The following is a 3,007-nucleotide window of genomic DNA, read 5'->3' as shown; positions in this document are numbered from 1 at the left end:
GCTAGAAATAGCCCGTCCGGCGTTTGAGGACGAGCCGCGGAGCGGCGATAAGCGGGGTGCCAGGGGCGGCAGCCCCTGGTTTCGGTGAAGGGGTGGGCCTGGGGCGCCACCCGCGAGGGCTACACCCGCACCGCACACCCCACCGGCAACCGCCCCCCAAGCGCCACATACAGCTCGGTCCCGGCGGCGCACTGGGCGCGCTCGGCCACGGCCCGCACCACCCGGTACTCGGGCCGCCGCCGCCCCGACCCATCACAGGCGGTCTCCCGCACCTCCCCCCGCCCGGCCCCGTACACACAGTCCCCCACCAGCGTCCGCGGCCCCCCACCCTCACCGGGATCCCCGGGGTGCGGCGGTTCCAGATTGCGCATGCACGCGTACCCGCGCTCCACGTCGTCGTCGCTGATGTGGAGGACGAAGTCGGTGCGGGCGGGACAGGCGGGCCCGCCGGTGTCCCGGCCGTCGTAGCGGGCGACGACCCGCGCGGCGGCCCGCTCGCTGGTGCAGGGCACTTCGGTGAAGGTCTCGCGCCCCCGCGAACTGCACTCGCCGGCCCCGAGGAACACGGCCCCGTACGCGGGCCGGAGGTCGGCGCCGCTGCTCGGCCCGTCGTCGGCGCCGGACGCGGGCGGGGCCCCGCCCACGCCGGACCGCTGACACCCCGTCAGGGCGAGCGCGGCGGCGAGGAACACGCCCCCGCACACCGCTCCCGCCCTGGACACCGGCACGGCACACCCCCCGAACCGCACGCCATGTGCACCCAGCGTGACCCGCGGGAGGTGGACCCGCCAGGCGCTCCGGGGGCTTTGCGCTCGTTGGCGCCGGACCGCGGGGCGCGCTGCGTACGCCGCGTACGCCCGCGGGGGACCGACTGCGTACCGGCTAGTACGAAAGTCCGTAGCCGATCGGGTACAGCACCTGCCCGGGGTCGTCCGGGCGCGGCACCGGCACGGGCAGGCGGCCGACGGGCGGGGTGCGGCCCGCGAGCACCCGGGCGGCGGCGCGCAGTTCGACGTCCGTCCAGGAGTACGCGGCCAGGCACGCGGCCGCTTCGGGGAGCCGCGCCACGTCGTGCGGGATGCGGACGGCGACGGCGACGACGGGGGTGCCGGTGGCGGCGAGCGCGGCGACGAGCGCCTGCTGGGGGTCGCCGTCCGCGACGTCGTACGTGGTGACGAGCACCGCGTCGTGGTCCGCGGCCGCCGCCACGGCCGCGTCGACGGACTCCGGGGCGGGCTCGGTGCCGGTGGCGAGGGCCGTCGCGGTGAAGCCGAGTCCGGTGAGCTCGGCGGCGAGCACGGAGGTCGGCGGGCCCGTCGTGCCGGACGGCGAGACGGGGTCGGCGCCGACGACGAGGAGCCTCGGGCGGGTGCCGGGGGAGAGGGGGAGCAGCCCGTCGTCGTTGCGCAGCAGCGTGGTCGTGCGCTCGGCGATGCGGTCGGCGGTGTCGAGGTGCCCCCGGCTGCCGACCGCCTCGTCGAGGCCGTCGACGGCGGCGTACGGGTCCTTGAAGAGTCCCAGTTTCTCCTTGAGCCGGAGGACGCGCAGGACGGACGCGTCGACGCGCTCCTCGGAGAGCTCGCCGTCGCGCACGGCCGACACGACCGCGTGGAAGGCGAGTTCGGGCTGCGGCGGGTGCAGGAGCTGGTCGACGCCGGCCTTGAGGGCGAGGACGGCCACGCGGTCGTCGCCGTACTTGGTGCGCACGCCCTGCATGGACAGGGAGTCCGTCACGATCACGCCGTCGTGGCCGAGCTGTTCGCGCAGGACGCCGGTGACGATCGGATGCGAGAGCGTGGCCGGGTCGAGCGCCGGGTCGAGGGCGGGGACCACGATGTGCGCGGTCATCACGACGTCGACACCGGCGGCGAGGGCGGCGCGGAACGGCGGGGCGTCGAGCCGCTCCCACTGCTCGCGGGTGTGGTGGATGTGCGGGAGCGCCGAGTGGCTGTCGGTCTCGGTGTCTCCGTGGCCGGGGAAGTGCTTGGCGGCGGCGGCGATCCCGGCGTCGCGGTAGCCCTCGATCTGGGCGGTGACGAAGTCGGCCACGGCGCCCGGGCCCGCGCCGAAGGAGCGCACGCCGATGACCGGGTTGGCCGGGTTCACGTTCACGTCGGCGGACGGCGCGTAGTTCTGGAACACGCCGAGCGCCCGCAGTTCGGCGCCCGCGATCCGGGCCGCCTCGCGCACGTCGTCGCGCGAGCCGCCCGCGCCGAGCGCCATGGCACCGGGGAGCAGTGTGGCGGGCGCGCCGACACGGGCGACGACGCCGTGCTCCTGGTCGATGGTGAGCAGCAGCGGCACGCCCGGCGCCGCGCCGAGGGCCGCGTCCTGGACGGCGTTGGACAGGTCGACGATCTGCCGGGGGTCGCGGGTGTTGTGGGCCCAGCCGAAGTAGATGAGCCCGCCGGGCCGGTACTTGGCGATGGCCTCCGCGGCCGTCCTGACGCCGAGCTCCTTCTCGTTGAGCTCGGCGTCGGCCGGGTCGGGGTCGGTGGCGTGGTGCCCGTACACATGCAGGACGAAGAGCTGGCCGACCTTCTCTTCGAGCGTCATGCGGGACAGCAGGGAGCGGAGATCTCGCGGGTCGCCGGTCGATTCGTGGGCGCTGTGGGAGTCGTGAGGCACCTGCCACAGGTATCCCGTGGGGTGCGGCGGGTCAAGGTGCGTGCCGTGGTGCGCGTGGGGTGGGGGCCGCCACCGGCACTGTGGAGGGGGCGCACCGGTGGCGGCGGGCTGCCGGCCGCAGGCGGCGGAGAGGGTGGTCAGCGGTCGCAGCCAGCAGCGATGCCGACACCGCGCTGCGGAGACTCTCCGGCAGTTGCCCCTTGGACGACGGGCCGCCCGTCAAGGTTCCCCAACAGGCTCCGCTTCCGGGAATTGGGGACGGACGGGGTACGCGATGCGGGTGGGACCCTGCCGGGGGCTCCCCAAGCCCGCCCCTTCCCGAAACTGGGGGCTCCGCCCCCAGACCCCCTTCTCTCCGCGCTGCGCGCTCGTCCTCAAA

The 3,007-nt window shown here is 75.5% G+C and carries 2 protein-coding genes; both read right to left on the bottom strand.

Annotated elements, in window-relative coordinates; genetic code table 11:
- Window positions 1-119: 119 nt before the first annotated feature.
- Window positions 120-728, bottom strand: a complete 609-nt coding sequence (locus tag ACFWZ5_RS45940; RefSeq protein WP_384806666.1) for a hypothetical protein — start codon at window positions 726-728, stop codon at window positions 120-122.
- Between the two features lie 154 nt (window positions 729-882).
- Entirely contained in the window at window positions 883-2,628 is a 1,746-nt protein-coding gene (locus ACFWZ5_RS45935; protein WP_384806664.1) for a glycoside hydrolase family 3 protein, read from the bottom strand.
- Window positions 2,629-3,007: the final 379 nt, after the last annotated feature.

This window comes from Streptomyces sp. NPDC059003, assembly GCF_042740445.1.
Lineage (GTDB): Bacteria > Actinomycetota > Actinomycetes > Streptomycetales > Streptomycetaceae > Streptomyces.
Note: the sequence above shows the minus strand (reverse complement) of the source record. Positions and strands in the feature narration are given on the sequence as shown.